The 25,867-nt window shown below is 72.4% G+C and carries 27 protein-coding genes and 3 tRNA genes; 17 read left to right on the top strand and 13 right to left on the bottom strand.

Annotated features, from left to right (window positions below; translation table 11 throughout):
- Positions 1-30: 30 nt before the first annotated feature.
- Genes LH044_RS12125 through pyrE form a run of 3 tightly spaced genes read left to right on the top strand, consistent with a single transcriptional unit; the run spans position 31 to position 2,593 of the window.
- Positions 31-1,176, top strand: coding sequence for an Rv3169 family protein (locus tag LH044_RS12125; RefSeq protein ID WP_227755846.1), 1,146 nt, complete (start codon positions 31-33; stop codon positions 1,174-1,176).
- Positions 1,155-1,964 (top strand): dioxygenase family protein, encoded by an 810-nt coding sequence (locus tag LH044_RS12120; protein ID WP_227755845.1) that lies wholly within the window; start codon positions 1,155-1,157, stop codon positions 1,962-1,964. The genes LH044_RS12125 and LH044_RS12120 overlap by 22 nt, the downstream gene beginning before the upstream one ends.
- Positions 1,965-1,975: 11 nt before the next feature.
- Positions 1,976-2,593: an orotate phosphoribosyltransferase gene (gene pyrE, locus LH044_RS12115; protein WP_227755844.1), complete on the top strand. Its 618-nt coding sequence runs from the start codon at positions 1,976-1,978 to the stop codon at positions 2,591-2,593.
- On the opposite strand, the gene LH044_RS12110 is transcribed toward pyrE, so the two are convergent.
- Entirely contained in the window at positions 2,539-3,171 is a 633-nt protein-coding gene (locus LH044_RS12110) for a hemerythrin domain-containing protein (protein WP_227755843.1), read from the bottom strand. The genes pyrE and LH044_RS12110 overlap by 55 nt on opposite strands.
- A gap of 32 nt (positions 3,172-3,203) precedes the next feature.
- On the bottom strand, positions 3,204-3,662 hold the full coding sequence (locus tag LH044_RS12105; protein ID WP_374210620.1) for a MarR family winged helix-turn-helix transcriptional regulator: 459 nt from the start codon (positions 3,660-3,662) through the stop codon (positions 3,204-3,206).
- A 155-nt stretch (positions 3,663-3,817) separates the two neighbouring features.
- Between LH044_RS12105 and LH044_RS12100 the strand changes: the two genes are divergently transcribed.
- Together LH044_RS12100 and LH044_RS12095 are read left to right on the top strand one after the other, a co-directional pair.
- The gene (locus tag LH044_RS12100; protein WP_227755841.1) at positions 3,818-5,218 is read left to right on the top strand and encodes an NAD-dependent malic enzyme; all 1,401 of its coding nucleotides are present in this window, start codon (positions 3,818-3,820) and stop codon (positions 5,216-5,218) included.
- A gap of 10 nt (positions 5,219-5,228) precedes the next feature.
- Positions 5,229-5,951, top strand: a complete 723-nt coding sequence (locus LH044_RS12095; protein ID WP_227755840.1) for an HAD family hydrolase — start codon at positions 5,229-5,231, stop codon at positions 5,949-5,951.
- Positions 5,952-6,048: 97 nt separating this feature from the next.
- Here LH044_RS12095 and LH044_RS12090 read toward each other — a convergent pair.
- The 3 genes from LH044_RS12090 to LH044_RS12080 form a co-directional block, all read right to left on the bottom strand.
- A tRNA-Phe gene (locus LH044_RS12090) sits at positions 6,049-6,121 on the bottom strand.
- 52 nt (positions 6,122-6,173) lie between these two features.
- Positions 6,174-6,251: transfer RNA gene (locus LH044_RS12085), tRNA-Asp, on the bottom strand.
- Positions 6,252-6,265: 14 nt separating this feature from the next.
- Positions 6,266-6,338: transfer RNA gene (locus LH044_RS12080), tRNA-Glu, on the bottom strand.
- A 115-nt stretch (positions 6,339-6,453) separates the two neighbouring features.
- On the opposite strand from LH044_RS12080, the gene LH044_RS21840 reads away from it, so the two are divergent.
- Complete coding sequence (locus tag LH044_RS21840) at positions 6,454-8,247, top strand: DUF6782 family putative metallopeptidase (RefSeq protein WP_255626109.1); 1,794 nt, start codon at positions 6,454-6,456, stop codon at positions 8,245-8,247.
- Positions 8,248-8,271: 24 nt separating this feature from the next.
- On the opposite strand, the gene LH044_RS12070 is transcribed toward LH044_RS21840, so the two are convergent.
- From LH044_RS12070 to LH044_RS12060, 3 genes are read right to left on the bottom strand one after another with little or no spacing between them, the layout of a single operon-like run.
- Positions 8,272-8,742 (bottom strand): DUF2017 family protein, encoded by a 471-nt coding sequence (locus LH044_RS12070; protein ID WP_227755839.1) that lies wholly within the window; start codon positions 8,740-8,742, stop codon positions 8,272-8,274.
- 4 nt (positions 8,743-8,746) lie between these two features.
- Complete coding sequence (gene clpS, locus LH044_RS12065; protein ID WP_227755838.1) at positions 8,747-9,037, bottom strand: ATP-dependent Clp protease adapter ClpS; 291 nt, start codon at positions 9,035-9,037, stop codon at positions 8,747-8,749.
- 9 nt (positions 9,038-9,046) lie between these two features.
- Positions 9,047-10,039, bottom strand: a complete 993-nt coding sequence (locus LH044_RS12060; protein ID WP_227755837.1) for a COX15/CtaA family protein — start codon at positions 10,037-10,039, stop codon at positions 9,047-9,049.
- Positions 10,040-10,106: 67 nt separating this feature from the next.
- On the opposite strand from LH044_RS12060, the gene LH044_RS12055 reads away from it, so the two are divergent.
- The 8 genes from LH044_RS12055 (at position 10,107) to LH044_RS12020 (ending at position 18,705) form a co-directional block, all read left to right on the top strand.
- Positions 10,107-11,024, top strand: a complete 918-nt coding sequence (locus tag LH044_RS12055) for a heme o synthase (protein ID WP_227755836.1) — start codon at positions 10,107-10,109, stop codon at positions 11,022-11,024.
- Positions 11,025-11,245: 221 nt separating this feature from the next.
- Positions 11,246-12,808 (top strand): cbb3-type cytochrome c oxidase subunit I, encoded by a 1,563-nt coding sequence (locus tag LH044_RS12050; RefSeq protein WP_227755835.1) that lies wholly within the window; start codon positions 11,246-11,248, stop codon positions 12,806-12,808.
- Positions 12,808-13,383: a cytochrome c oxidase subunit 3 gene (locus LH044_RS12045; protein ID WP_227755834.1), complete on the top strand. Its 576-nt coding sequence runs from the start codon at positions 12,808-12,810 to the stop codon at positions 13,381-13,383. The genes LH044_RS12050 and LH044_RS12045 overlap by 1 nt, the downstream gene beginning before the upstream one ends.
- A 7-nt stretch (positions 13,384-13,390) precedes the next feature.
- Positions 13,391-14,290, top strand: a complete 900-nt coding sequence (locus tag LH044_RS12040) for a hypothetical protein (RefSeq protein WP_227755833.1) — start codon at positions 13,391-13,393, stop codon at positions 14,288-14,290.
- Between the two features lie 10 nt (positions 14,291-14,300).
- Positions 14,301-15,485 carry a cytochrome c oxidase subunit II gene (gene coxB / locus LH044_RS12035; protein ID WP_227755832.1) on the top strand — a complete coding sequence of 395 codons (1,185 nt, stop codon included), beginning with the start codon at positions 14,301-14,303 and terminating at the stop codon, positions 15,483-15,485.
- Between the two features lie 98 nt (positions 15,486-15,583).
- On the top strand, positions 15,584-17,608 hold the full coding sequence (gene ctaD, locus LH044_RS12030) for a cytochrome c oxidase subunit I (protein WP_374210619.1): 2,025 nt from the start codon (positions 15,584-15,586) through the stop codon (positions 17,606-17,608).
- A complete protein-coding gene (locus LH044_RS12025) occupies positions 17,601-18,230 on the top strand; it encodes a cytochrome c oxidase subunit 3 (protein WP_227755830.1) in 630 nt (209 codons plus the stop codon). The genes ctaD and LH044_RS12025 overlap by 8 nt, the downstream gene beginning before the upstream one ends.
- Before the next feature lie 49 nt (positions 18,231-18,279).
- Complete coding sequence (locus tag LH044_RS12020) at positions 18,280-18,705, top strand: cytochrome C oxidase subunit IV family protein (RefSeq protein WP_227755829.1); 426 nt, start codon at positions 18,280-18,282, stop codon at positions 18,703-18,705.
- A gap of 35 nt (positions 18,706-18,740) precedes the next feature.
- Here the strand turns inward: LH044_RS12020 and LH044_RS12015 are convergent, their stop codons facing one another.
- Genes LH044_RS12015 through sigK form a run of 5 tightly spaced genes read right to left on the bottom strand, consistent with a single transcriptional unit; the run spans position 18,741 to position 22,603 of the window.
- On the bottom strand, positions 18,741-19,466 hold the full coding sequence (locus tag LH044_RS12015) for an ABC transporter permease (RefSeq protein WP_227755828.1): 726 nt from the start codon (positions 19,464-19,466) through the stop codon (positions 18,741-18,743).
- Positions 19,463-20,461 (bottom strand): ABC transporter ATP-binding protein, encoded by a 999-nt coding sequence (locus LH044_RS12010; RefSeq protein ID WP_227755827.1) that lies wholly within the window; start codon positions 20,459-20,461, stop codon positions 19,463-19,465. Before LH044_RS12010 ends, LH044_RS12015 begins: the two co-directional genes overlap by 4 nt.
- 11 nt (positions 20,462-20,472) lie before the next feature.
- Entirely contained in the window at positions 20,473-21,114 is a 642-nt protein-coding gene (locus LH044_RS12005) for an HAD hydrolase-like protein (protein ID WP_227755826.1), read from the bottom strand.
- Between the two features lie 54 nt (positions 21,115-21,168).
- Positions 21,169-21,909: an anti-sigma factor gene (locus tag LH044_RS12000; protein ID WP_227755825.1), complete on the bottom strand. Its 741-nt coding sequence runs from the start codon at positions 21,907-21,909 to the stop codon at positions 21,169-21,171.
- Positions 21,899-22,603, bottom strand: a complete 705-nt coding sequence (sigK, locus tag LH044_RS11995) for an ECF RNA polymerase sigma factor SigK (RefSeq protein ID WP_227755824.1) — start codon at positions 22,601-22,603, stop codon at positions 21,899-21,901. The genes LH044_RS12000 and sigK overlap by 11 nt, the downstream gene beginning before the upstream one ends.
- A gap of 167 nt (positions 22,604-22,770) precedes the next feature.
- Between sigK and LH044_RS11990 the strand changes: the two genes are divergently transcribed.
- From LH044_RS11990 to LH044_RS11980, 3 genes are all read left to right on the top strand, one after another.
- Complete coding sequence (locus LH044_RS11990) at positions 22,771-24,426, top strand: molybdopterin-dependent oxidoreductase (RefSeq protein ID WP_227755823.1); 1,656 nt, start codon at positions 22,771-22,773, stop codon at positions 24,424-24,426.
- A 54-nt stretch (positions 24,427-24,480) separates the two neighbouring features.
- Positions 24,481-25,191 carry a fasciclin domain-containing protein gene (locus tag LH044_RS11985; RefSeq protein ID WP_227755822.1) on the top strand — a complete coding sequence of 237 codons (711 nt, stop codon included), beginning with the start codon at positions 24,481-24,483 and terminating at the stop codon, positions 25,189-25,191.
- 178 nt (positions 25,192-25,369) lie between these two features.
- Entirely contained in the window at positions 25,370-25,846 is a 477-nt protein-coding gene (locus tag LH044_RS11980; RefSeq protein ID WP_227755821.1) for a VOC family protein, read from the top strand.
- The last annotated feature ends 21 nt before the right edge of the window (positions 25,847-25,867 follow it).

Raw genomic sequence — 25,867 nt, 5'->3', positions numbered from 1 at the left:
GCCCGCCCCCGCTCGGTTACCGTCCCCGAGATGAGCGGCTTCACCGAACCACAGGCCCACGGCTCGCTGTCCTCGTGGGACGACTTCCCCGTCCACCAGGCCTCGGAGACGGTGCGCCACGTCACCACCGGCGACCGGAACTTCTACGACCGCTACTACTTCAACTGCCACGCCAACGACGGCTCCGCCTTCCTGATCTTCGGGCTCGGGCAGTACCCGAACCTGGCGGTCCAGGACGCGTTCGCGTGCGTGGTCAGCGGCGACGACCACCGGGTGGTGCGGGCGTCCCGGGAGCTCGGCGACCGCATGGACACGTCGGTCGGCCCGATGCGCGTCGAGGTGATCCGGCCGCTCCACGAGCTGCGCATCGTGTGCGAGCCCAACGAGTTCAGCGACATCTCCTTCGACCTGCACTGGGTCGGCTCGATCCCCGCCTTCGAGGAGCCGCGCCAGTACGTCCGGCGCTACGGCCGCACGGTGTTCGACTCGATGCGCCTGGCGCAGACGGGCCGGTGGTCCGGCACGATCTCGAGCGGCGGAACGACGTTCGACGTCACGCCCGACGGCTGGTGGGGCACGCGCGACCGCAGCTGGGGCATCCGGCCGGTCGGCGAGGAGGAGCCGATGGGCATCCGCACCGAGGGCCAGATGAAGGGCATGTGGAACTACGCGCCCATGCAGTTCGACGACCACTCGATCCTCTACATCGTCAACGAGCACGACGACGGGACGCGCGAGCTCGAGGAGGCGGTCCGGATCTGGAACGACCCCGACCGCGACCCCGACTGGCTGGGCCGGCCCGAGCACGACGCGGTGATCACGCCGGGGACCCGCAGGATCGAGTCGTCGACGCTGTCGTTCCCCGACGCGCCCGGGGGCTCGGTCGACATCGAGGTCCAGCCGCTCATGGACTGCTGGCTGATGCTCGGCACCGGCTACGGCATCGAGCCCGACTGGCGCCACGGCATGTACCAGGGCCCGCTCGTCGTCCAGGGCGTGGAGATCGACTACCAGCGCGACGCCGAGCGGCTCTTCGGGCTCGTCGACCAGGTCGCCCGCTTCACGCAGAAGGGCGGCGCCGGCGACGGCTCGGTGGGCTTCGGGCTCCACGAGTTCTTCTTCATCGGCGACTTCTCCCGCTACGGCCTCACCGGATGGGACCCGCTCCCGGCGTGACGGACCGGCGGCGGTTCCTGCTCGGCGCGGGCGCCGCCGCGCTCGCCGCCGGGGCTGCTGCGTGCAGCGGCGACGACGGAGCGGGGACGGTCGACGAGCAGGGGAGCGGAGCACCCTCGACCACCGCGGCGGTCACCACGGCTCCGGGCGCCTCGCCGCCGACCGCGCTCACCGCCGCGGACTTCGACGACCTCGAGGTGTGCCGGCTCCTCCCCGAGCAGACGGCCGGACCCTTCCCGCTCGACGAGCAGTTCGACCGCAGCGACGTGACCGAGGGCCGCCCCGGCCACCCGATGCGCCTGGGCCTGCGGGTCGTCGACGCCGACTGCGCGCCCGTCCCCGGTGCACTGGTCGAGATCTGGCACGCGGACGCCAGCGGCGACTACTCGGCGTTCCGCGACGGTGGCGGCGGCAAGGACGAGGCCGACGGGACGACCTTCCTCCGCGGCACGCAGGCGGCCGGCGTCGACGGGATCGCGGAGTTCACGACGATCTACCCCGGCTGGTACCGGGGCCGGGCGGTGCACGTGCACGTCCGCGTGCACCGGCCCGACGAGCCGGGCGCGCTCGTGCTGACGAGCCACCTGTACTTCCCCGAGGGCCGGACCGAGGAGGTCGTCGCCGAGGGGCCCTACGCCGAGTTCGGGCTGCCGGACACGAGCAACGAGGACGACGCCATCGCGGGCGACCCCGGCTCGGAGGGCACGCTGCTCGCGACCTCGGCGGCCGACACCGCCCACGGGCCGGGCACGCTCGCGCTGGCCAACCTGGGGGTCGACCTCCGTTAGCTTCGGAGCCGATGCCCGCACCCGACGCCCCCACCCCCGACGCGGTCCCCGAGGGGCCCGGCCCCGCCCCCGTCCCCGACGCGGTGCACGCCGCGCTGGTGGCGCACCTGCTGGAGCACTCGGTCAAGCGGGGCGACTTCACGCTGAAGTCGGGACGGGCGAGCTCGTGGTTCATCGACTCCAAGCAGACCGCCTGCGATCCCGACGGCGTCGTGCTGATGGCCAGGGCCGCGAGCCACGTGATCCCCGACGATGCGACCGCGATCGGAGGGTTGACGGTGGGGGCCGATCCGGTGGCCTACGGGGTGGCGGCCGTGCTGGCGACCGAGGGCCGTCGACTGCGCAGCTTCACGATCCGCAAGGAGGCGAAGGACCACGGCGTGACGGGCCGGTTGGCCGGGCCGTTGCGCGAGGGCGACCGGGTCGTGATCACCGAGGACACGGTCACCCGCGGGACGTCGCTGTTCGAGGCGGTCGAGGTCGTGCGCGAGCTGGGTGCGACCCCGGTGCTGATCATGCCGCTCGTCGACCGCGGCGGCACGTGCGCCGCGATGGCCGCCGAGGCCGGCATCGCCTACCGCCCGCTGGTGACCGCCCCCGACCTCGGCTTCGGGTACGAGGGGCCCTGACGCTCCGGCGCCGGGACGGTCGACGCCTCGCCGACGCCCACCAGACGTCGCTCCGTCGCGGCGAGCGCGGCGGGCCACCGGCGGTACAGCGCGGCGGCATCGGGGTGCGCGGCGCGGAACGACGCCATGAGCTCCTGGAGCTCGTGCGGCGGGGTCACGACCCACAGGGCGGGCATGACCACCGTCTCCTCGTGGTCGAGGTGCAGCAGGTTCTCCGCCGCGAGCCGCTGCAGGGCCCGGTAGAGGCCGAGCACCGCGCCCGGCTGCTCGGGCGCCACCGCGAGCGCACCGTCGCGCTGGCGGAGCACGCCGTCGATCGTCGCGCCCAGCCGACGGTGCTGCTCGGCGACCTCGATCGCCGCGTCGGGCAGCCGCCGCTCGAGGAGCGGGTCGATGAACTCCTCCTCGTGGGCCGCGTGCGCAGCGAGCTCGCCGAGCGCCTCGCCCACCGCCGAGGCGGCCTCGGCGATCCCGTCGGGGTCGGTGGCGCCGACGGTCATCGCGGCGTGGGCGACCGCGGCGCGGATCGCCTTGTGGGGGAGCGTGTAGAGGTCGATCAGCGGGGGCGCATCCTGCATGACAACATCCTGTCAATGATGACAGGATGTTGTCAATAGCCGCCGGCATCGGTCGGCGTCGGTGCGGTATCGCGGTGCACGCGGTCGAGCACCTCGCGGAGCACTTGGTGGGTGCGCTCGACGGCGGCGACGTCGAGGTCGCCGACGGTGCTGCGGTGCCAGTCCCCGGCCAGTCGCGTGATGGCCGCGAGCGAGTCCCGGCCCGCCGGTGTGATCGCCACCAGCCGGCTCCGGCGGTGCGACGGGTTCTCGTCGAAGCGGACGAGCCCCTCCGCCGCGAGGTCGTCGGCCACCCGCTGCACCGCCTGGCGGCTGAGGCCGAGCCGGTCGGCGACCCGCGGGACCGTCCACTCGCCCTCGGACACCACGCTCAGCAGCTGCCAGCGGGCCTGGGTCTGGCCCGCTGCGCCGGCCAGACGGTCGCCGGCCCGGCGGAGGGCGCCGGCGAGCTCGAACACGTCGGCGACGAGCAAGGGGAACACCTCGTCCACGCCCTGGCTCGACATGCCACCTCCTCGGGGACCGGTCCGTCGCGACCGGTCGCGCGACGCCGCCAGTCTGTCGCCCGCACGACCTGCGCCGCTCCACGGCCGGCCCCGAACCCTTTCGGTGCTCGAACGGGGGCGGCGGTAGCGTCGTGGCCCGTATGGCAGACACCCCCACCCCCGCGTACTCCGTTCGCATCCGCGTCCGGATGGAGAACAAGCCCGGCATGCTCGGCCGGCTGGCGATCGCGATCGGCGAGGTCGGGGCCAACATCTCGGCGCTGCAGGGCTTCGAGGTGAAGACCGCGTCGCTCGACGAGGACGTCGTCGTCAACTGCACGAGCGAGGCGCACCAGGAGCAGGTGCGCGCCGCGGTCGAGGCGATCGACGGCATCGAGGTCCTGGAGTTCGAGGACCGCACGTTCCACATGCACGAGGGCGGCAAGATCGAGGTCCTGCCGCTCGCGCCGGTCCGCGACGTCGAGGACCTGTCGATGGCCTACACGCCGGGCGTCGCCCGCGTGTGCATGGAGATCGCCAAGAACCCGGCGTCCGCGCACCGCTACACCATCAAGAAGAACACGGTGGCGATCGTCTCCGACGGGACCGCCGTGCTCGGCCTCGGCGACATCGGCCCCGCCGCCGCGATGCCGGTGATGGAGGGCAAGGCGCTGCTGTTCAAGCACTTCGCCGGCGTCGACGCCTTCCCCATCTGCCTCGACACCAAGGATCCCGACGAGATCATCGAGACCGTCCTCCGCCTCGAGCCCACCTTCGGCGGCATCAACCTCGAGGACATCGCCGCGCCCGGCGCCTTCGAGGTGGAGGAGCGGCTCGACGAGATCATGGACATCCCGGTGTTCCACGACGACCAGCACGGCACCGCCATCGTCACGCTGGCCGCGCTCGAGAACGCGCTCAAGATCGTGGGGAAGGACATCGGCAGCCTGAAGGTCGTCGTCGCCGGCGTCGGCGCCGCGGGCGTGGCCGTGTCGAAGATCCTGATGAACGCCGGCGTCCGCAACATCATCGGCGCCGACCGCCAGGGCGCGGTCCACACCGGCCGGGACGACCTGAACACGTCGAAGCAGTGGTTCGCCGAGAACACGAACCCCGACGGGCTGAGCGGTCCGCTGGCCCAGCTCCTGCCGGGCGCAGACGTGTTCATCGGCCTGTCCGGACCGAACCTCATCGAGCGCTCCGACGTGGAGGGCATGGCCGAGGACCCGATCGTGTTCGCGATGGCCAACCCCGACCCCGAGATCCGGCCCGAGCTCATCCAGGACGTCGCCGCGGTCATCGCCACCGGCCGGTCGGACTTCCCGAACCAGATCAACAACGTGCTCGCGTTCCCGGGCGTGTTCCGGGGGGCGCTCGACGCCGGGGCCCGGCGGATCACCGAGAACATGAAGGTGGCGTCGGCCAGGGCCATCGCCTCGACGGTCCTGCCCGACGAGCTGGCCCCCGACTTCATCATCCCGTCCGTGTTCAACCCGGCCGTGTCGGTCGCCGTCGCCGAGGCCTGCGCCGAGGCGGCCCGCGCCGACGGCGTCTGCCGCTGAGCGCACGCCCGTGAGCGGCACCGTCGACGCCGTCACCTTCGACTTCTGGAACACCCTCGTCGCCGAGGGGGCGGCCGGGACCCCACGGGGGCGTCGGTGGCACCGGGTGCTCGAGCAGCACGGGCTCGAGGTGTCCACAGCGCAGCTCGCCGCGGCGATGGAGGCGGGCTGGCAGTGGTTCGACCGGCGTTGGCGCGAGGGCACCGTGGTCACGACGGCGGAGGCCGTCGAGGCCGCGGTGGCGCACCTCCCGGTGCCGGTGCCGCCCGACGTGGTCGACGAGCTGGCCGGCATCGTCGTGGCCGGCACGGACCCGGCCCACATGGTCGTGGCCCCCGGGATCGGGGAGGCGCTCGAGCGGTTGTCCTCGGCCGGCGTGCGCATCGGCATCATCTGCGACGTGGGCATGACGCCCAGCACCACCTTGCGGCGCTACCTCGACCACCACGGGCTGCTGCGCCACTTCGACCACTGGTCGTTCTCCGACGAGGTCGGCGCGTACAAGCCCGACCCCGTGATGTTCGAGCACGCGGCGGCGGGCCTCGGCTCACCGGCGCCGGGTCGGACGGCGCACGTCGGCGACCTGCTGCGCACCGACGTGGCCGGGGCGCGGGGCGCCGGCTGGATCAGCGTCCGGTACCGGGGCCTGGCCGACGACGTCGGCGACGACGGCCCCGAGGCCGACCTGGTGATCGACCACCACGCGGACCTGCCCGACCTGCTGGGCCTCTGAACCCGAGGGGGCCCGTCGGCGCTACGGCGGATGGCGGACGACCGGAGGGAGTCGGCCCGGACGCGAGGAACCCCCGCCGAGGCGGGGGTTCCGGGAGTGGTCGGGACCGGCGTCGATCCGGTGACCTACCGCTTTTCAGGCGGTCGCTCTGCCAACTGAGCTACCCGACCGGGGTCGCCGTCCACCTCACGGTGGCGGCGCTCCGCCCGAGAACGGGCGAAGTGGCGGTCCCGACGGGATTTGAACCCGCGACCTCCGGCTTGACAGGCCGGCGTGCACTCCAAACTGCACCACGGGACCACGAACTTTGCCTGCACCCCCAACGGGATTCGAACCCGTGTTACCTCCTTGAAAGGGAGGCGTCCTAGGCCACTGGACGATGGGGGCTCCCATCCCCGTGGAGGGGCCGGGTCAACATAGCAGGGCCTCCGGAAGGCGCCAAAGGTGGATCCGGCGGGGACCCCCGTACAGTGGACCGGTGCACCAGGGTGAGGAGAGGGGCATGACGTCGAACGGCCGCGGCGCGCCGTTCCCGCCGCCCGGCACCCCGCTGCCGCCGCTCCCGCCGCCGGCCCCGGTGCCCGCGCCCGACGGCGCGCCCAGCCTCCCGCCGCCCTACGAGCCCGCCGCCGGGTCACCCCCGCTGCCCCCGCCGGCCGTCCCCGCACCGACGCCCCCGGGGTGGGCCGACGGCCCGACCGCCGCGCCCCAGGCCCCGCCGCCGCCCGCGCCGTGGGCCAGCCCGGCGCCGCCACCGTCGGCACCGGGCGGCTGGGGCGCAGCGCCACCTCCCGGTGGCTGGGCTCCGCAGCCGCAGGGCTGGGGAGCCCCGCCGGGCCCGCCGTCGTCGAACGGCTCCGGTCGCACCGTCGTCGTCCGGCTCGTCGTCGCGCTGGTGGTGCTGGCCCTGGGCGTGGGCGCGGCGCTGATCTGGGCCGACGGCGGCGAGGACCACCCGTCGGAGTGGGACCCGCGGGTCCAGGACCTCGTGGCGTTCGTGGAGGACACCTGGGGCCGGGACTTCGACCACCCCGTGGCCGTCCACATGCTCGACGCGGACGAGTACCGGGAGCGGGCCACCGCCGGCGAGGACCCGGCCGAGGAGGACCTGTCCGATGCCGACGACCAGGCGGCGGCCGGCCGTGCGCTCGGGTTGTTCGAGGGCGAGCTCGACCTGTTCGAGACCGGCGACGCGATGGTCGCCGAGGGCACGGCCGCCTTCTACGACCCGATGACCGACGAGATCGTCGTGAACGGCGAGGCGCTCGACGTCGGGACCCGGGTGACGCTGGTCCACGAGCTCACGCACGCCCTGCAGGCGCAGGTGGTGGCGGCCGGCGGCGGCGGCGAGGAGCTGGACGACACGTCCGACGCGGCGAACGCCTACCGGTCGTTGCTCGAGGGCGACGCCACGGTCGTCGAGCAGGTCTACGCGGCCCAGCTGTCCGACGACGAGTACGAGGAGCTGCTCGACGCCAGCACGACGTCGGGCGAGGACGCGACGGCGGCGCTCGAGGAGGCCGACGTGCCCGGCGCGCTCCAGGCGAGCTTCGTCCTCCCGTACGGGCTCGGCGCGCCGTGGGTCGACGTCCTGCTCGCCCGGGAGGACGGTGACGGCCTCGAGGCGGTCCTGGTCGACCCGCCGGTCAGCACGTCGTCGATGGTCGACCTCCAGCGGTCGCCCGACGAGGACCCGGTCGAGGTCGAGGACCCCGAGATCGCCGGCGAGGTGCTCGAGACCGACCGCTTCGGGCCGATGTCGTGGATCGTCCCGCTCGCCGAGTTCACCGACGGGCCCACCGCCTTCGAGGCCGTGCGGGGCTGGACGGGCGACAGCGTCGTCACCAGCCGCACCGCCGGCGGGCGTGTGTGCGTCGACGCCGCCGTCGAGCTCCGTGACGACACCTCGGCCACCCGGTTCGAGGCCGCGGTCCGGACCTGGTTCGGCCAGCTGCCGCCACGGGCCGGTGCGAACGTGTCGCGGGACGGTTCGTCCGTGCGCCTCAGCTCCTGCGACCCGGGGGCGGACGCCGACATCGCCCTCACCGGTCGGGCGATGGACGAGCTCGGCCAGGTCGTGCTGCGCAACCAGCTCATCGCGGAGCTCGCCGCGGCCGTGCCCGACGACCTCGTCGACGTCGCGCCCGCACCGATGTCGGTCGATGCCGCGGCGTGCACCGCCGATCGCATCATCGCCTCGTTCGGCGCGGAGCGCCTGCTCTCCGACGAAGACCTCGCCGGTTCGTCGGAGCTGCTGCGCACCGCGACCGAGGCCCGGGCCGCCTGCGGCGACTGAGCCGGTCGCGCCGGCGCCGGCGGCTCAGAGCCGATCGGACCGGGCCTGCACGACGCTCTCGAGCAGGTACCCGAGCAGCTCGTAGGCCTGGTAGGTCGCCACGTTGTGCTCGTCGACGACGATGTCGGCGTCATCGTCGGTGACGTCGAGCACCGTGCCGAGCACGAGGCGCACGTCGTTGAGGGAGCGCATCCACGCCCCGACCTCGTCCTCGTCGAGCGTCGAGGCCTGCGCGGAGGCCACCACCACGTCGAGCGACGCGAGCCGGTGCTCGATGAGCTCGGGCCGGGCCAGGGCCGCGTAGCCCTCGTTGCGCTCCGTGTCGTCGCCGTACGGCGGCGGGAAGAGCCGCCGCAGCACGGGGCTCTCCGTCTCCACGAGCAGCTCCTTCAGCTGCTCGGCGACGGCGCGGACGAGGTCCCGCTCGTTCGGTTCGAGGTCGACGACGTAGGAGCCGTCGGCGGCAGCGCGGATCGGGGGACGGGATCGGGCCACGGGCTCAGTCCTGCTGCATCGTGGCCCAGAGGCCGTGCTCGTGGAGGCGGAAGACGTCGCGCTCGGCCTCGGACCTCGTGCCGCTCGAGACGACGGCCTTGCCCTCGTGGTGCACCTGCAGCATGAGGGTGGTGGCCTCCTCCTTCGAGTACCCGAACAGCTTCTGGAGCACGAACGTCACGTAGCTCATCAGGTTGATCGGGTCGTTCCAGACCAGCACCACCCAGGGGGTGTCGAGGTCGGCGACGTCGGAGACGTCGGGCTCGACCACGTCGATCGGTGCGGGGGTGGACACGATCGAAGGCTACGCGGGTGACGACACCGCGTCGGAGCGCCGGTCCGCGCCGTCGGCCCGGGACGCGTCGTCGGCGCCGGCGACCGGGGCCGACAGGCCGAGGTGGAACCAGATCGTGAGCGACAGCACGGCGGTGGCGCCGAGGATGTGGAGCGCGACCAGCCACGGCGGGATGCCGAGCTCGTACTGCGCGTAGCCGATGCCGCCCTGGACGACGATCGCCAGCAGCAGCCGGGAGCCCCGGCGGAGGACGGCCGACGGGGTCCGGCCGCGGGCCAGGCGGACGAGCAGCAGCACCACCACGGCCAGGAAGATCCACATGTTGATGCTGTGGACCCGCACGACGTCGGGGAGGAACCAGCCGAACCGCTTGGCCTCGGCGTCCCCGGCGTGGGGGCCCGTGCCGGTGACCGCCGGACCCGTGAACATCAGGCAGGTCATCAGCACCACCGCGGCGCGCGACAGCAGGAGGTCGGCGCGGCCGACCACCGGCCGTCGCGGCCCGGGCGGCTGCCCGGCCCGCCAGAGCAGCACCACGGCATCGGCCACGAGCACCATCGACAGGACGAAGTGCCCCGAGACCGCCAGGGGGTGCAGGTCGACCAGGACGGTGATGCCGCCGAGCACGATCTGGCCGACGACGCCGGCGACCAGGCCCCAGGAGAGCCAGACCAGGTCGCGGCGGTACGGCCGCCGGCGGAGGGACCCGAGGACCGCTGCGACCACGGCGAGGGAGACGAGGCCGGTGAACAGCCGGTTCACCTGCTCGATCGTCTGGTTCGGGTCGCCGAACTCGACGAGGCGCTCGTCGGTGCAGTTCGGCCAGTCGCTGCAGCCCAGCCCGGAGCCCGACAGGCGGACCGCCGCACCCGTGACCACGATCGTGCAGAGCAGCGCGAGGGCGACCGCGGCGATCGTCCGGTAGGTCGTCGGCGAGACCGTGGAGCGCGCCGGACGCGGGTCGTCCGGGTGCGCCCGATCGGGGGGAGGGTCGGCAGTCACCGGGCGCCAGGGTAGGCGGGTGCGGGTTGGCGGTGGGAGTCGCCGCAGCCATAGCTTTGGGCCTGTCATGGTCGCCCCGGCGCTCTCCTCCCCGACCTCGGTCGGCGCCAAGCTGGGCGCGAAGGTCGGCGCCTACGTGGCGCTCACCAAGCCCCGGATCATCGAGCTCCTGCTCGTCACGACGGTCCCCACCATGGTGGTTGCCGAGCAGGGCGTCCCGCCCCTGTGGCTGATGGTCGCCACCGTCATCGGCGGCACCCTGGCGGCCGGCGGGGCCAACGCCATCAACATGTACGTCGACCGCGACATCGACGCGCTGATGGAGCGCACGCAGGGCCGGCCGCTCGTGACCGGCGCCGTCTCGCCTCGCAGCGCCCTCGTGTTCGCGATCTCGATCGAGGTGCTGGCGTTCCTCTTCCTCTGGCAGGTCGTGAACCTGCTGTCGGCCGTGCTGGCCGTGAGCGCCTGCCTCTTCTACGTCTTCGTCTACACGCTGTGGCTGAAGCGGAGCTCGAGCAGCAACATCGTGATCGGCGGCGCCGCCGGGGCGGTCCCCGTGCTCGTGGGGTGGTCCGCGGTCACCGACAGCCTGTCCTGGTCCGCCCTGGTGCTCTTCGGCGTCATCTTCTTCTGGACCCCGCCCCACTTCTGGGCCCTGGCCATCAAGTACAAGGACGACTACGCCCGGGCCGACGTGCCGATGCTGCCCTCGGTGGCCAGCCACCGGCAGACGACCGACCGGATCCTGGCCTACTCCGTCGTGGTGTGGGCCCTCACCCTGGTGTTCGGCGCCACCGCGGATCTGGGGCTCCTCTACTGGGCCGTCGCGATCGTGCTGGGCGGGGTGTTCACGGGCATGGCCGTCGAGCTCCGACGCACCGAGTCGCCGGCCCGAGCCATCCGCATGTTCACGTTCTCCATCACCTACATCACCCTCCTGTTCGGGGCGATGGCGGTCGACGTGATCGTCCGGAACGGCTGGTGATGGCTGGGTTCTGACGCTTTTCTCAGTGCCTCGCCGGTCGCGGTAGTGTCCGCGGCGGCCGGTCCCGGAGGTGCCGAGGCGAGCACTTCGCGGCCCGCTCCGGTCCACCCGTGGACGGCTCGGGTGCACCAGGGTCGCGGAGCAGCTGGGCACGCCAGCCAGGTAGCGGACATCCGGGTAGCGGACAGAAGAGTCAGACGAGGCAGAGGGCAGAACCACGCATGGCACTCACTGAGACCAGGCCCGACACGGACGGCGCGTCCGCCGGGGAGGCCTCGCAGCCGACCCCCGGCGCGGTGGAGCGGCTGCTCGGATCCGGTGACCACGTCGCGATCGGCCGCCTCTTCATCGGCTTCGGGCTCGCCCTGGCCACGCTCTCGCTCACGCTCTGGGCCGTCACCGGCGTCGACGTCCTCACCGACAACGGCTTCCTCGGTTCTCGCACCCTGCAGCTCGCGGCGAGCGCCCAGACCGCCCTCCTCTTCCTCGGCGTGGTGCCGCTCCTGCTCGGCATCGCCATCGCCGTCGTGCCCCTGCAGCTCGGCTCGCCGGCCATCGCGTTCCCCCGGGCCGCCGCGCTGTCCTTCTGGACGTGGCTGGTCGCCGCCGGGATCTTCATCACGAGCGTCGCGATCGACGGCGGCGTGCTCGGCGCCGACTCCACGGCCGCCAAGCTCGGCAACGTGTCGCTCGGTGCCGTGCTCGTGGCCCTGGGCCTCGGCTCGGTCTGCGTCGCCACCACGGTGATGGCCCACCGCCCGCTCGGCATGCGCCTCGCCTGGGTGCCCGGCCTGTCGTGGGCGTCGCTCGTGGGCGCGGCGCTGTGGCTGGTCACGCTCGGCTCGGTGTTCGCCCACGTCCTGCTCGGCCAGGTCGGCCGGATGGGGGCCGGTGCGCTCGCCACGAACTTCGCCGACGGCCTCACCTGGATCTTCCGGGGCCCGGCCGTCTTCGTCTTCGCGATCCCGGTCCTCGGCATCGCCGTCGACGTCGTCGTCGGCGCCACCGGCCGCCGCGTCGCCAACACCGACGTCCTGCAGCTGATCATCGGCCTCTACGCCGTCCTCGCCTTCGGGGCCTGGGCCCAGCGCCCGAGCGCCCTCAACACCGCCATGTGGACGGTGTTCGCCCTCGCCATCACCATCCCCGTGCTGGCGATGCTCGGCGCCCTGGCCGATTCGCTCCGCCGCGGCGGGGTCACCGTCTCGCCGGCGCTGGTGCTGTCGGTCCTCGCCGTGCTGCTGCTGATGGGCGCGGTGCTGACCGGCTGGGTGCAGGCGCTGTCGCTCGCCGGCGAGGGCACGCTCTTCGGCTCCTCGCCGAACACGCTCGCCGGTGCCCAGACGGCCTTCGTCGCCGCTGCGGCGCTCGCCGGCGGGATCGCCGGCGGCCTCCACTGGTCCCCGCTGCTCTGGGGCGGGCGGGGCACCTCCACCGAGGCCCGCATGACGGTGCCGCTGGTGCTGCTCGGCGGGGGCCTGCTCGGCACGGCGCTGCTCGCGCAGGCGCTGGTGCAGCTCGACGGCGACGACACCGCCCACCAGCTGTTCGGAGCCCTCACCGCCGCCGGCGCTGCGCTGCTCGCCCTCGGCGTGCTCAGCGCCCTGATCGCCGCCGTCCGCAGCACCGATGACGACGACGACGGGACGCCCGAGGGCGCCACGCTCGAGTGGTCGTTCCCGTCGCCCGCGAGCGGGGGCGTGGGCCTCCCCGAGCTGGCTCGCGTGACGTCGCCCTACCCGTTGCTCGACGCCCGCGAGGGCACGGACGAGGAGAAGGACTGATGGCCGACGCCGTCGCCCTGCCCGCACCGCAGCAGCCCCGCCGCCGAGAGCTGCTGTTCGGCACCGCCTTCGCCACCGCCGGCGTGGTCGCCGTGATGGCCACGCTCATCGGCTACTACCTCGCGGCCCGCAACGCCGGCGGCGCCGACTGGTTCGCCGCCAACAACATCCCGCTGACCCAGCCGAACATGCAGGCGCTGACGCTCGCCATGTCGGTGATCACCATGCAGTGGGCCGTCTACTCGATCGCCCGCGACGACCGGGGGCACACCTACCTGGCGCTCGGCGTGACGCTGCTGCTCGGCGCCGCCTTCGTCAACCAGACGACGTTCCTCTACAAGCAGGCCGCGGTCGTGCTCGACCAGGCCGAGGGCCCGCTGTTCTACGCCGTCACCGGCGGCAGCCTGGCCATGGTCGTCGCCGGGATGATCTTCATCGCCCTCATGGCCTTCCGGGCCCTGGGAGGCCAGTTCTCCAGCCGCCAGCCCGACGGGATCGCCGCGGCCGCAGTGTTCTGGTACGCCAGCGTCGCGGTCTACGCCGTGGTCTGGGTCGCCGTCTACGTCATGAAGTGAGCGCTTGATGATCACACGGGGTTCCAAGTTCTTCTACGCCGCCGCCGCCGTCGGCTTCGCCGCGGCCGTGGTGTACGGCTTCCTCTCCGGGGCGGCCGAGCACAGCGGCGTGATCGGCGTCTTCCAGGACGGTGATGTCGTCAACTCGATCGTCGGCCCGCTCACGTTCGGCTGGAAGGGCTGGGTCGGCGACCACGTCGGCTACAGCGTCCTCATGGGCTTCGCCGCGGTGATGGCGGCGCTCGGCGGGTTCTCGACCGCCTTCCGCGACGGCAGCCCCGACGTGCTGGTCCAGATGGAGGGCGGCGACGCCGCCACCGCCGTCAACCCGGCGGTCCTGACGCCGATCGGCCTCAGCTACTGGCCGCTCGTCGGTGCGTTCGGCGTCGGCATCGCCGTCGTCGGCCTGGCCGTCGACCCGGTCCTGTTCTGGGTGGGCGCCATCCTGCTCGCCGTCGTGCTCGTGTCGTGGACGGTGCGGGCCTGGGCCGAGCGGGCCACCGGCGACCAGACGGCGAACCGGCAGCTGCGCCACGACCTGCTCGACCCGCTCGAGGTCCCGGTCCTGGCCGTGCTGACGCTGGCGGTCATCGTCCTCTGCGTGTCGCGGCTCCTGCTGGCGCTGCCCCAGGAGGCGTCGGTCTACGTCATCATCGTGGCCGCGGTGGTCGTGTTCGGGCTGGCGTTCGTGCTCGCCGGCCGGCCCGAGCTGAAGCGCTCGCTCGTCGTCGCCGTCCTCCTGGTCGGAGGCGTCGTGCTCATCGGTGCCGGCATCGCCGGCGGCGTCGCGGGCGAGCAGCACGTGGGCGAGGAGGAGCACGGCGCCGCGGCGAACCCGGCGGTCGTGGTCGATTCGGCTTCCGCGAGCGGGGCGGTGGATACTCTCCCCCTGCTCGCCGGTGAGTGAGAGGTTGGGTATGCGGAACAAGCGGAACGCGACGATCGCAGCGGTCATCTCGCTGGTCGTCATGGTCGTCGGCTTCTGGCTGATCCTGCGCAACATCGGCGACCCGGAGAAGCCGCTCAACACCCTCGCGCCCGCCGGCAAGCAGAACTGGGAGATCTTCGGCCTGGTCAAGCCGGTGTTCGCGATCGCCGGCCTGGTGTTCCTGCTCGTCGAGGTGGCCATCATCTGGATGGTCGTCCGGTTCCGGCGGAACCGCCACGACGTCGACGGCGTCGAGGAGCCGACGCAGACCCACGGCAACACCCCGCTCGAGATCACCTGGACGGTCGTGCCGGCCCTGCTGCTCGCCGTCCTGGCCGTGTTCAACGTCCAGACGCTGCTCAACCTCGAGGAGTCGAAGGACCCGATCGAGATCCGGGTCATCGGCCAGCAGTGGTGGTGGGAGTACCGCTACGACATCGACCGCGACGGCGAGGTCGACATCATCACCGCCACCCAGATCGTCGTGCCGGTCGGTCGCGACGTCGAGGTCAAGATCCAGTCCAACGATGTCATCCACTCGTTCTGGATCCCCGCCATCAACGGCAAGAAGGACGCCGTGCCCGGGCGGACCCACACGCTGATCATGACGGCCGAGAAGCCAGGCATCTACCAGGGCCAGTGCACCGAGTACTGCGGCCTGTCCCACGGCGTCATGCGCATGGAGCTCAAGGCGCTGCCCCAGGCCGAGTACGACGAGTGGGTGGCGGCGATGACGAAGGCTCCCGAGCAGCCCACCGACGCCAAGGCGCTGGCGGGCCAGGAGCTCTTCGTGGCGCAGTGCGCCCGCTGCCACCAGGTCAACGGGCTCCGGCCCGACTCCACGGCGCCGTACACCTACGACGACGTGCCCAACCCCGACTACGGCGCCTCGGTCGACATCACGGTGTCGTCCGGCAACGCGCCGAACCTGACGCACCTGATGATGCGCCAGACGTTCGCCGGGTCGCTGCTGCCCCTGTACCAGGGCAAGGCGGCCGAGGCCGTGACGGCGGTGCCCGACGGCATCCCCGACACGTCGAACCTGAAGGACTGGCTCCGCGATCCAGAGGCCATCAAGCCGATGAACCCCGACAACGGTCAGGGCATGCCGAACCTCCAGCTGACGGAGGAGCAGATCGATCAGCTCGTCGCCTACCTGGTGACGCTGAAGTAGGCCGGCCGGAGAAGGACGAGAAGGACCACCACATGGCACTTGTCGAAGAGCGCTCCCCGCTCGAGCTCACCACCGGCGCCGCGACCGTCACGAAGCCGATGGGCGTGTTCTCGCGCCCGACGGCCACGTCCGGCTGGAAGGCGTGGTTCACGACGGTGGACCACAAGAAGATCGGCATCATGTACGGCGCCGCATCGTTCTTCTTCCTGCTGGTCGGCGGTTTCGAGGCGCTCCTCATCCGCACGCAGCTCGCCATCCCCGGCTCCAAGCTGCTCTCGGCCGACCTGTACAACCAGGTCTTCACGATGCACGGCGTCACGATGGTGTTCCTCGTGGTGATGCCGATGGCCTCCGCGTTCGCGAACTACCTGCTGCCGTTGCAGATCGGCGCCCGCGACGTCGCGTTCCCCCGCATGAACGCCCTGTCCCTGTGGGTGTGGCTCGCCGGTGCGATCTTCTTCAACACGTCCTGGTTCCTGGGCGGCGGCGCCGACGGCGGCTGGTTCAACTACGCCCCGAACTCCGGTGTCGCCTTCTCGCCCGGCCACGGCATCGACTTCTACGCCGTCGGCCTGATCATCATGGGCATCGGCTCGACGGTGTCGGCCATCAACCTGACCGTCACGGTGCTCAACATGCGGGCGCCGGGCATGACGCTCATGAAGATGCCGGTCTTCACCTGGATGACGTTCGTGGTCCAGGTGCTGCTGGTCTTCGCGCTCCCGGTCATCACCGTGGCGCTGTTCCTGCTGATGTTCGACCGGCTCTTCGGCGCCACGTTCTTCGACGCATCGAAGGGCGGCGATCCGTTCCTCTGGGAGAACCTGTTCTGGATCTTCGGTCACCCGGAGGTCTACATCATGATCTTGCCGAGCTTCGGGATCGCCTCCGAGGTGATCCCGACGTTCTCCCGCAAGCCGATCTTCGGCTACCCGTTCATGGTCGGCTCGGGCATCGCCATCGGCTTCATGGGCTGGGGCGTGTGGGCCCACCACATGTTCGCCTCGGGCATCGGGACGCTGTCGGTGCTGGCCTTCTCGCTCGCGACGATGTTCATCGCCGTCCCGACGGGCGTGAAGATCCTGAACTGGATGGCCACGATGTACGGCGGCCGGCTCCGGTTCACCACCGCGATGCTGTTCTCCGTGGGCCTCGTCGCCATGTTCACGATCGGCGGCCTGTCCGGCGTGACCCACGCCTTCGCCCCGGCCGACACCCAGCAGACCGACACCTACTACATCGTCGCCCACTTCCACTACGTGCTCTTCGGCGGCGCCCTGCTGGGCCTGTTCTCCGGCATGTACTTCTGGTGGCCGAAGATCTTCGGCTACATGCTCGGCGAGCGCCTCGGGAAGTGGCACTTCTGGGTGATGCTGGTCGGGTTCAACCTGACCTTCGGGCCGATGCACATCCTGGGGCTCCAGGGCATGATGCGCCGGACCTTCACCTACACCGAGGGCCAGGGGTTCAACCTCTGGAACATGGTGGCGACGATCGGCGCCTTCACGATCGCGGTGGCGCTGATCATCTTCATGGTGAACATCCACCTCAGCTACCGGAAGCACCGCCGTGAGCGTGTGAACCCCGGGCCGGACCCGTGGGACGCCCGCTCGCTCGAGTGGATGATCCCGTCGCCCGCCCCGGAGCACAACTTCGACGAGACGCCGGTGGTCGAGGAGCTCGACGAGTTCTGGCACCGCAAGTACGGCCACGACGAGAACGGCCGCCTGGTCCGCATCGCCGCCACCGAGGACGTGGTGCAGAAGGGCGACGCCACCGACGTGCACCTGCCGTCGCCGTCGTACTGGCCCCTCGTCATGGCGATCGGCTTCCCGCTGGTCGGCTACGGCCTGATCTTCAACTACTGGTGGGCGGTGCCGGGGGCCCTGCTGATCGTCCTCGGCATCTTCGGCTGGGTCTTCGAGCCGTCGACCGACCCGAACGCCGGTCACGGCCACCACGACGACCACCCGACCGACGACCACCCCGACGCGGCGGAGGCCCCCGAGGGGGGCACCGGCGCCGACGGTGACGACGCCACGGTCGACGGCGGCGGGGACGGCGCGGACGAGCGCACCCCCGAGCCGGCCATGGCCAGCACCGAGGAGACGACCGTTGGCTGACATCTCCCTCGAACAGGTCGAGGACCTGGAGTTCCCCGACGACGCCCACGCCACGTCGACCGGCATCTCCAACACCAAGTTGGCGATGTGGGTCTACCTGGCGTCGGACTGCCTGCTCTTCGGCGGCCTCATCTCGACCTACCTGCTCTACAAGAACCGCCCGGGCAGCATCCCCGGCCTGTCCGGCTCGCCGCTCAAGGCGTCGGAGCTGTTCAACATCCCGTTCACCTCGATGACGAGCTTCATCCTCCTGATGAGCTCGCTGACGATGGTGCTGGCGGTGAACGCGATCATGAGCGGCGACCACAAGCGGATGCGCCTGTGGCTCACCACCACGTGCCTGCTCGGCGGGCTCTTCCTCGCCGGCCAGGTGTACGAGTTCACCGAGTTCGTGCGCGAGGGCCTCGGCTACACGTCGAACGTGTCGGCGTCGGCCTTCTACACGCTGACCGGGTTCCACGGCGCCCACGTGGCGATCGGCATCATCATGCTGCTGAGCGCCGTCGGGTACTCGTTCCGCAAGCAGCTGCAGGCCGAGGCCGTCGAGGTCCTGGGCCTCTACTGGCACTTCGTGGACATCGTCTGGGTCGTGATCTTCGCGATCGTCTACCTCATCCCGTGATCCCGCGATCCCTGATCGACCCCGCGCCGAACCCTCTGAGGAGCGAGCCGTGAGCACCACCGTTGAGGAACTCGACGACGACTCCCCGGTCCACCCGGGCGAGCACCACGACCACGGGCCGTCGAACAGGACCTACTTCACGATCTTCTGGATCCTGGTCGGGATCACCGCCCTCGAGGTGTCGACCTACTTCTGGGACTCGTGGTTCGGCCGCGACGACACGTCGGTCTTCGCCTACCCGCTGCTGCTCGTCCTCATGGTCGTGAAGTTCGTGCTGATCGCATCGTTCTTCATGCACCTGCGCTTCGACAGCCGGCTGCTGACGCGGATCTTCTACTTCGGGCTCGCGATCGCGATCGCCGTCTACCTCGTCGGCCTCGCGACGATGAACATCTTCACGGACAACGGCAACCCGTTCTTCAACGACCCGCCGCCCCCCGTGACCACGACGACGGTCGCCCAGACCGGCGGCTGATCCCGCCGCCTCGGCGGCGTCGGGCCCTGCTTCGGTCACTCCCAACGGAACAGGATGGTCGCCGCGACCGGGGCGGCGACGGCCCAGGCGGTGAGCGACACCCACGCCCAGCCGGCGACGCCGCCACCTCCGAGGGAGCCGGTCACGACCTCGGCGAGCGGCGCGGCGGGGAGCGCCTTCGACACCGTGGCCAGGCCGGACGGCAGCTCCTCGAGCGGGATGACCATGCCGCCGGTCAGCAGCAGCACGAGGTAGAGCCCGTTGGCGAGCGCCAGCGTCGCCACGCCCGGCAGCGTCCCGGCGAGGAGGAGGCCCAGGCCGCCGAATGCGGCGGTGCCGAGCAGCGCGCCCAGGACGGCCGCGGCCCAGCCCGACGCGGGCGGCGACCACCCGAGCAGCAGCGCGACGGCGATCAGCACCACCCACTGCACGACCTCGGTGAGCAGGACCGTGGTGATCTTGGCGGCGACCCACCGACCGCGGCCGAGCGGCGACGCGCCCAGGCGCTTGAGCACCCCGTAGTGGCGCTCGAAGCCCGTGCCGATGCCGAGCGACACCATGGCGGTCGACATCACGGCCAGCGCGAGGACGGCCGGGGCGAGGAAGTCGATCGGCTCGTCGACGTGGCCGGTCGGGAGGATGTCGACGGTGGTGAAGAAGACGAGGATCAGGAGCGGGATGCCCAGGCTGACCAGGAGCTGCTCGCCCTGGCGCGAGCTCAGGGCGAGCTCGGTGCGGAGCTGCGACAGGAACGCCTTCACCGGCGCGCCCTCCGACGCCTGCGGCGACCGCGCTCGGTCGCCGGGGCGGCGACGGGCTCGTCGTGGGCGGTGAGGCGGCGGAACACGTCGTCGAGCCGTTGGCGGCCGGCCCGGAGGTCCTCGAGGGGGAGGTCGTGCTCCGCCAGCCACGACGTCACCGCCGCCACGTTGGCCGGCGTCGGCGCCAACGCCACTCGGTACTCGCCGTGCGTGACCCGGGTGACGGCGGCGCCCAGGTGGTCGCCGAGCTCGTCGACCGGCAGGCCCGGGGGCGCCCCGAACAGGATGTGGTCGGCATCGCTGGGCCGGACGAGGTCGGCCGGGGCGCCGGCGGCGACCACCCGTCCGCGGTCGATGATCACCACGTGGTCGGAGGTCCGCTCGGCCTCGTCCAGGTCGTGGGTGGTCATCAGCACGCACACGCCGTCGCCGCGCAGCTGGGCGACGACCTCGCGGACCGCGTCGCGGCCCTCCAGGTCGATCCCGGCGGTCGGCTCGTCGAGGACCACCACCTCGGGGCGACCGATGACCGCCAGCGCCAGCGACAGGCGGCGCTGCTCGCCGCCGGAGAGGCGCCGGTAGGCGGTGCCGGCGCGGTGCCCGAGCCCGACGCGGGCCAGCAGGTCGTCCGGGTCCAACGGGTGCTCGAAGAAGCCGGCGTACTGGCGCAGCAGCTCGGTCGGGCGGATGGCCGTCGGGATGCCCCCGTCCTGCAGCATCACCCCGACGCGGGCCGTGAGCCGCCGGTGGTCGGCGATCGGGTCCAGTCCCAGGACGCGCGTGCGGCCGCCGGCCGCCGGTCGGTAGCCCTCGAGGTGCTCGACGGTCGAGGTCTTGCCGGCGCCGTTCGGTCCGAGCACCGTCGTGACGGCACCGGCCCGAGCGGTGAAGGAGACGCCGTCGACCGCCACCGTCGAGCCGTAGCGCACGACCAGGTCCTCGACCACCACGACCTCGTCGCCGGCGGCGGAGGCGGGGGGTTCGCCGGACGTCACGCCGTCGGACGCTACCGGTGGTCCAGGAGGCCGGGCACGTCGGCGGGCGAGTCGGCGATCGCCCACGCCCCGGCGGCGCGCAGCTCCTCGGCGCCGCCGTAGCCCCAGGCCGCGCCGATGCAGTCGACGCCGTGGGCGGCGGCGCCCCTCACGTCGAGGTCGCGGTCCCCGACGAGCACGCAGGTCGACCGGGCGGGGTCGCCGAGGCCGTCCAGCGTGCGGGCCAGGACCTCGGACTTCGTCGTGGCGGCCCCGTCCATCGTGGCCGCGCCGACCACCTCGAACCGGTCCCGGATGCCGAAGTGCTCCAGCATGGTCAGGGTCGGGTCCTCGCCCTTGGAGGTGGCCGTCGCCAGGGTGTGGCCGTCGTGGGCGACCGCGTCGAGCAGCGCGACCACGCCGTCGTACAGGGACGCCTCGTAGACGCCTTCGGTCAGGTACCGCTCCCGGTAGAGGCGGACACCGTCGTCGAGCTGCGGCTCGGGCACGCCGACCTCGGCGAGCATCGACCGCAGGGGCGGTCCGATGTGCGACCGGAGCACGTCGTCGGTCGGCACCTCCCGCCCGAGCTCGTGCAGGGCGTGCGCCATGCAGGCGAGGATGCCGGGCTCGGAGTCCCAGACGGTCCCGTCGAGGTCGAAGATGACGTGCACCGGCCCAGGTTCCCACACGCCCGCGGACGCGCCGCCCGGTGCCCGGGCGACGCGTCAGGCCGATCCGCTCCGGAAGACCATGTCGGACGTGGCCTCGGGCGACCCGCCCGCCGGCTCGTTCGTGACGCCCCACAGGTCGACGTCGTCGTCGGGCAGCTCGACCGCCTGGTCCACCGAGCCGCTCCCCGACGGGTCGAAGATCCCGGCCGAGCGGACCGTGTCGCCGCTGACCGACCAGAGCTGGTAGGTCCGGCCGTCACCGGGGTCCGGCAGGTCCGAGCCCACGACCATGGCCTTGCCCATGTCCTCGGAGTAGACGACGCGCAGCGTGCCCGCCGCGCCCTGGAGCCGGACGGTCGTGGCGTCGGAGGCGCCCAGGACCTGGGCGAGCTCGGTCTGGCCGGGGGCCCCGCCGTCGGAGCGCCAGGCGAACAGGCCGCCGGCCAGGGCCAGGGCCGCCACCACCGCCGCGACCGCGAGCACGGGCCGGACCCAGCGAGGGGCGCCCGGGCGGGGTGCCGTGGGGTCGGCGTGCCGCGGTGCGACGGCCGGCGGGAGCTGGCGCGTCCGTCCGACCTCGTCGAGCACGCGTGCCCTCAGGTCCTCGGGCAGCGGTGCCGGGGCGAGCGCGCCCAGCCGTGCGGCGGTGCGGCGGTAGCCCTCGACCTCGGCCCGACAGGTCTCGCAGTCGGGGTAGTGCGCCTCGAACCGGCGCCGCTCCTCGGGGTCGAGCGCGTCGAGCGCATAGGCCGCGGCGAGCGTGTGCGTGTCCTCGTCCATCTCATCACCTCCCATGTCCATCTCGTCGTCCTGATGCTCCTTGCGAACCCCGTCCCGGGCGTCGATCCCCTCCCGGGGCCGGGCCTCGCCCGCCCGACCAGGGGTCGGCCTCCTCGCCGACGCCGAGGTGGTCCCTCAGCCGTATCAGCCCGTCGCGTATCCGCGTCTTCACGGTGCCCTCGGGCACGTCGAGCACCGCCGCCACCTCGCGGTAGGTGTAGCCCGACCAGTAGGCGAGCTCGATCGACTCGCGCTGCGTGTCGGTGAGCGAGTCCATGGCCAGCGCCACCCGCTCCCGCTCGAGCCGGTCCTCGACGACCTCCGCCACCTCGTCCACCGCCGGCGACGCCGAACCGAGGACGGCGTCGCGCTCGTCGCGGTCGCGGCTGGACTGGGTGGCCCGCACGCGGTCGACGGCCCGGCGGTGCGAGATCGTCGACGCCCAGGTGCGGACCCCGCCGCGGGACCGGTCGTAGCGGGGCGCCAGGCGCCACACCTCGACCATGACCTCCTGCGTGACCTCCTCGGCCATCGCCGGGTCCCGCAGCACGCGCAGCACGACCGCGTGCACCCGGGGCGCGAGCAGGTCGTAGAGCTCGGCGAAGGCGCCCTGGTCGCCCTTGGCCACCCGCGCCATGAGCGAGTCCGCCGGATCCCCGTCGGTCGGCGCCGCGTCGGGGACCGCGCGGAGCCGGCGGAACGGGTTCACGCCGCCCATCGTCGCACGCGCGACCTCGGGCCCCACGGCTCCGGTCGGCGGCGTGTCGGGTGGATGTGGCACGACCGGGGTTCGGAGCCGGGCCCACGCCGGATTGCTCCTCGGAACGGACCGCCGGAACGACCCATCCGACCGTGGGTCCGCTCCGAACATGCGGCATGTCCGATCGACGGCGCACCCGTGACGAGCGGACCCGGTCCTGGCCCCAGGTGGTCCGCGGGGCGGTCACCGGTCTCGTCGCCGCCGTGGTCGCGCTCGGCGTCGCCGAGCTCGTGGCCGCGGTCTCGTCGAGCTTCCGATCGCCGGTGATCGACGTCGGCGACCGGGTCGTCGACGCGGTGCCGCCGTCGGTGAAGGACCTAGCGATCGACTGGTTCGGCACGAACGACAAGGTCGCGCTGCTCGCCGGCATCGCCGTGGTGCTCGCCGTCATCGCCGCACTGGTGGGCGCCATCGCCACCGGCACGCCTCGCCACCGTGGCCACCTGTGGGTCGGTGTCGTGGGCATCTCCGCGTTCGGCGTGGTCGGTGCGGCCTCGGCCCTGACCGCACGCGACGAGCGCAGCCCGCTCGCAGTGCTGCCGAGCCTCGTCGGCGCGGCGGCCGGGGCCGCCGCGCTCGTCGTGCTCGTCCGGGCCGGCGCGCGGGCGGGTGGGCACGAGCTCCGGCAGGACGGATCGCCCGACGGGACGACCGCGCAGGAGACCGGTGACGACGGATCGCCCGATCCGGTCGGTGCCGGGGAGGGAGCGCCGTCCCGTCGGGCGTTCCTCGTGATCGGCGCGTCGCTCGCCGCGGCCGGCGTCGCCGCGGCGGCGACCGGGCGCTGGTTGGGGGCCCGGTTCTCCGCCGCGGCGTCGCGGGCCGCGGTCGTGCTGCCCGACGCGCTGCGGCCGCTCGCGCCGGTGCCGGCGGCGGTGTCGGTCGACGTCGAGGGCGTCACCCCCTTCGTCACCCCCAACGCCGACTTCTACCGGATCGACACCGCCCTGCAGGTGCCACAGGTCCCGATCGAGGACTGGCGGCTCCGGGTGGGCGGCATGGTCCGACGGCCGCTGGAGCTCTCGTTCCGCGAGCTCACCGAGCGCGACGTCGTCGAGGCCGACATCACGCTGACGTGCGTGTCCAACGAGGTCGGCGGGGGCCTGCTCGGCAGCGCTCGGTGGCTCGGCGTCCGACTCGACGACCTGCTCGAGGACGCCGGGGTGCGACGTGGCGCCGACCAGGTGGTCGGACGCTCCGTCGACGGCTACACCTGCGGCTTCCCCGTCTCGGCGCTCGACGGGCGCGATGCCCTCGTCGCGTTCGGGATGAACGGCGAGCCCCTGCCGCTGGAGCACGGCTTCCCCGCCCGGCTGATCGTGCCGGGCCTCTACGGCTACGTCTCCGCGACCAAGTGGCTCACCGAGATCGAGCTCACCACCTTCGACCGCTTCGACCAGTACTGGGTGCCCCGCGGATGGGACGCCGAGGCGCCGATCAAGACCTCGAGCCGCATCGACACCCCTCGCGGCCTGGCCCGCATCCCGGCCGGCACCACCGCCGTCGCCGGGGTGGCGTGGGCCCAGACCCGCGGCATCAGCGCGGTCGAGGTGCGCGTGGACGACGGGCCGTGGCAGCGCGCCGAGCTGGCCGCCGAGCTGAACGACGTCACGTGGCGCCAGTGGGTCCACCGCTGGGAGGCCACGCCGGGCCAGCACTCGCTGACCGTCCGGGCGATCGACGGGACCGGAGCAATCCAGACCGCCGAGCGCTCCGAACCCATGCCGAACGGTTCGAGCGGACTGCACCAGATCGTCGTCCTCGTCGACTGACGAGCACGACGGCGGTCCGACCGATCAACCCGTCCCCGACCAAGGAGCAACCTCATGCACTCCAACACCACCGCCAGTCCCTCCACCCCGCGCCGCCGGTCCCCCCGGCGACGGATGGTCGGCGCCGCGCTCGGCGCCGTCGCCCTCCTCGGGCTGGGCGCCGCCGCGTGCAGCAGCGACGACGATGCGTCCTCCAAGGGCGACGACACGACGACCACGACCGAGGCGTCGAGCGGTTCGTCGACGACGACGGCCGACGGCGCCAGCAGCGGGGAGATGGCGATGGAGCCGTCGGGCCCGGCATGCGAGTCGGTGCCCGCTGACGGCGCCGGCAGCTTCAGCGGCATGGCCCAGGACCCGGCCGCCACCGCGGCGTCGAACAACCCGGCGCTGTCGACCCTCGTCTCGGCCGTCACCAAGGCGAACCTCGTCGACACCCTGAACGGCGCCGGCCCCTTCACGATCTTCGCCCCGGCCAACTCGGCCTTCGAGAAGATCCCGGCCGACACGCTGAACACGGTGCTGGCCGACAACGCGCAGCTGACCGACATCCTCACCTACCACGTGATCGCCGGGCAGCAGCTCAGCTCCCAGCAGCTCGAGGAGATGGGCAAGGCCACCACGGTCGAGGGCAAGGAGCTGACCTTCACGAAGGACGGCGACAGCCTCAAGGTGAACGGCGAGGCCACGGGCGTCTGCATCGACGTGCCCACGGCGAACGCCACCGTCCACATCATCGACTCGGTGCTGATGCCCCCGGCCTGATCCCCATGGGAGTGGCCACGTCGGCCGCCGATCGATGTGTGCAGGGCGCCGGCCCGGGGAGTCCCCTTCCCCGGGCCGGCGCCGCGCGCGGCCACGACCACGTAGCGATGAGTTCGGGCCTGCCGCACCGTCGGAGGGGTGACGCGCCGAGCGAGCGCCCGAGCCCGAGGAGGCCCCCATGCCCCGCATCGTCCCCAACCTGTGGTTCGACATGGACGCGGAGGAGGCCGTCGCCTTCTACCTGTCGGTGTTCCCCGACTCCCGCGTGGTCTCGAGGTCGCCCTACACCGAGTCGGGTCCGGGCCCGACCGGCGAGACGATGGTCATCGACTTCGAGCTGGACGGCCAGCCGTTCACCGCCATCAACGGCGGCCCGCAGTTCACCTTCGACGAAGCGGTGTCGTTCCTCGTCGAGTGCGAGGACCAGGCCGAGCTCGACCGCTACTGGGACGCGCTGCTGGCCGGGGGCGGCCAGGAGTCGCAGTGCGGCTGGCTCAAGGACCGCTTCGGCCTGTCGTGGCAGGTCGTGCCGAAGGGCATGGCGGCGATGATGGAGGGCGACCCCGAGGCGGTCGATCGGGCGGTCCGGGCCATGCTCGGCATGGTCAAGCTCGACGTCGCGGCGCTGCAGGCGGCCTACGACGGCACGGCCTGAGCCCGTGGGAACGGGTTCGGG

The sequence above is a fragment of the Dermatobacter hominis genome, assembly GCF_020715685.1.
Classification (GTDB): domain Bacteria; phylum Actinomycetota; class Acidimicrobiia; order Acidimicrobiales; family Microtrichaceae; genus Dermatobacter; species Dermatobacter hominis.
The sequence above is the reverse complement of the archived record's forward strand: the minus strand, read 5'-3'. Positions and strand labels throughout refer to the sequence as shown.

Bases quoted from the DNA above. Each gene is read 5' to 3' on its own strand.
- LH044_RS12125 (WP_227755846.1), top strand. From the start codon at position 31: ATGAGCGGCTTCACCGAACCACAGGCCCACGGCTCGCTGTCCTCGTGG.
- LH044_RS12120 (WP_227755845.1), top strand. From the start codon at position 1,155: ATGGGACCCGCTCCCGGCGTGACGGACCGGCGGCGGTTCCTGCTCGGC.
- pyrE (WP_227755844.1), top strand. From the start codon at position 1,976: ATGCCCGCACCCGACGCCCCCACCCCCGACGCGGTCCCCGAGGGGCCC.
- LH044_RS12110 (WP_227755843.1), bottom strand. From the start codon at position 3,171: ATGCAGGATGCGCCCCCGCTGATCGACCTCTACACGCTCCCCCACAAG.
- LH044_RS12100 (WP_227755841.1), top strand. From the start codon at position 3,818: ATGGCAGACACCCCCACCCCCGCGTACTCCGTTCGCATCCGCGTCCGG.
- LH044_RS21840 (WP_255626109.1), top strand. From the start codon at position 6,454: ATGACGTCGAACGGCCGCGGCGCGCCGTTCCCGCCGCCCGGCACCCCG.
- LH044_RS12055 (WP_227755836.1), top strand. From the start codon at position 10,107: ATGGTCGCCCCGGCGCTCTCCTCCCCGACCTCGGTCGGCGCCAAGCTG.
- LH044_RS12050 (WP_227755835.1), top strand. From the start codon at position 11,246: ATGGCACTCACTGAGACCAGGCCCGACACGGACGGCGCGTCCGCCGGG.
- LH044_RS12045 (WP_227755834.1), top strand. From the start codon at position 12,808: ATGGCCGACGCCGTCGCCCTGCCCGCACCGCAGCAGCCCCGCCGCCGA.
- LH044_RS12040 (WP_227755833.1), top strand. From the start codon at position 13,391: ATGATCACACGGGGTTCCAAGTTCTTCTACGCCGCCGCCGCCGTCGGC.
- coxB (WP_227755832.1), top strand. From the start codon at position 14,301: ATGCGGAACAAGCGGAACGCGACGATCGCAGCGGTCATCTCGCTGGTC.
- ctaD (WP_374210619.1), top strand. From the start codon at position 15,584: ATGGGCGTGTTCTCGCGCCCGACGGCCACGTCCGGCTGGAAGGCGTGG.
- LH044_RS12000 (WP_227755825.1), bottom strand. From the start codon at position 21,909: ATGGGAGGTGATGAGATGGACGAGGACACGCACACGCTCGCCGCGGCC.
- LH044_RS11990 (WP_227755823.1), top strand. From the start codon at position 22,771: ATGTCCGATCGACGGCGCACCCGTGACGAGCGGACCCGGTCCTGGCCC.
- LH044_RS11985 (WP_227755822.1), top strand. From the start codon at position 24,481: ATGCACTCCAACACCACCGCCAGTCCCTCCACCCCGCGCCGCCGGTCC.
- LH044_RS11980 (WP_227755821.1), top strand. From the start codon at position 25,370: ATGCCCCGCATCGTCCCCAACCTGTGGTTCGACATGGACGCGGAGGAG.